This window comes from Nocardia alba NBRC 108234 (assembly GCF_001612665.1).
In the GTDB taxonomy this organism is placed as follows: Bacteria; Actinomycetota; Actinomycetes; order Mycobacteriales; family Mycobacteriaceae; genus Nocardia; species Nocardia alba.
This window is the reverse complement of the sequence record NZ_BDAX01000056.1, coordinates 1-1,355: the sequence shown is the minus strand read 5'-3', so window position 1 is coordinate 1,355 and position 1,355 is coordinate 1. Positions and strand designations below refer to the sequence as shown.

At 67.3% G+C, this 1,355-nt stretch carries 3 protein-coding genes; 1 reads left to right on the top strand and 2 read right to left on the bottom strand.

Annotated elements, in window-relative coordinates; translation table 11 throughout:
- Positions 1 to 501: hypothetical protein (locus NA12_RS32840; protein WP_157106434.1), on the bottom strand; the 501-nt coding region annotated here is incomplete at its 3' end.
- Positions 502 to 529: 28 nt separating this feature from the next.
- Entirely contained in the window at positions 530 to 988 is a 459-nt protein-coding gene (locus NA12_RS32835; protein WP_067460722.1) for a hypothetical protein, read from the bottom strand.
- 79 nt (positions 989 to 1,067) lie between these two features.
- Between NA12_RS32835 and NA12_RS34490 the strand changes: the two genes are divergently transcribed.
- Positions 1,068 to 1,355 (top strand): hypothetical protein (locus NA12_RS34490; protein ID WP_218017155.1); only part of this gene is annotated, 288 nt, incomplete at its 3' end.

Here is a 1,355-nt window from a genome sequence, read left to right as displayed (position 1 = left end):
CATCACGTCGGACACGGTGGTCCGCGCGCCGTAGACCGAATGCATCCACGCGTAGCTCTCGAACACTCGATACTTGGCGAATACGCCGCTGTAGCCGATACCGAATTCGACCGTCATGAGTTCGGGCAGGGTGTCGGCGATGGCCTGTTGGCAGCAGCCGCCGAGCACGCCGATGAAGTCGCGTTCCCGCTTTCGCGCGGCGATCTCGCTGATCGCGCGCGCGTTCGCGACGCGCCAATGGTGATCGTGCGGGTCCCAGGTGAGATTGCTGATCTCCTTGGTCGGGTCGTTGCCGCCGAACCACTCGGCCTGCTCGGCCTTGGTCACCAGCGGCACGAACTCCGCGCAGAGCGCGTCGTTTTCCTCGCCGCCGTAGAGGATGACGTCGTGGCCGTGCTCGGTCATCATGGTGGCGAATCGGCGCGCCTTCTGGGTGTACGCGCAGGGCTGATAGGCGATGGTTGTCTGCGTGTGGGGCAGGCTGACGACATGAAAACGCATGGGACGCTCGCAGAAAGTAGTAGTGGACTCAGCGGTCGATGATCGGGCGGATCGAGAGCGGGTCCTCGCCGATCGCCTCATCGAGGTGTTCGGTGCTGTCGAGATAGGCCGCGCGTTTGCGCTCTTGCTGCTGTTGCTGGCCCTGGCCGCCCATGCCACCGCCCATGCCGCCGCCCATCGGGTAACCGCCCATGCCCATCGGCATGCCCGCGTTGGTCAGGCTTGTGCCCGTCGCGATGCCGGCACGGGTCTGTTCGGCGGAGGTGGTGACGGGGCTCGCGCGGGGGAAGAGCTTGTCGTCGATGCCGCCGCCGATGCCGCTCGGTAGACCACCTCCGCCGCCTCCGCCGCTGCCGAGCGCAGCGGGTCTGATGTCATCGAGTGCGCCCGACGCGCCGAGGTGATCGAGCAGGCCGAGTGGGCCGCTCGCGCCGGAGGCGCCCGATGAGCCGGAGGAACCTGACCCGCCGGTGAGTTGGCTGAGCATGTTCGACAGAGTGGAAAGGGGCCCGGTCGCGCCGTTGGGGGTTGTCGTGTCGGGGCTGGATGTCTTGGCGTTCGGATCGATGCCGGCGGTGTTTTTCAGTGTGCTGCCCCCGGACAGGTTCGGGCTGATCGCGGACTTGTTCGTCGGCTGCGTACTGCTCGGTCCACCGCTCGGCAGGCTTCTGTTGCCTCCGCTGTTGCCGCCGCCTGATCCTTGTCCGCCTCCGGAACCTGATCCGCCGGAACCACTTCCGCCACCACTTCCGCCACCACTTCCGCTTCCGCTGCCGCTGCCGGAGCCGCTGCCACTTCCGCTGCCGCCGTTGGATCCGCTGCTGCCGCTGCCCGAGCCGCTGCTGCCGCTGGAT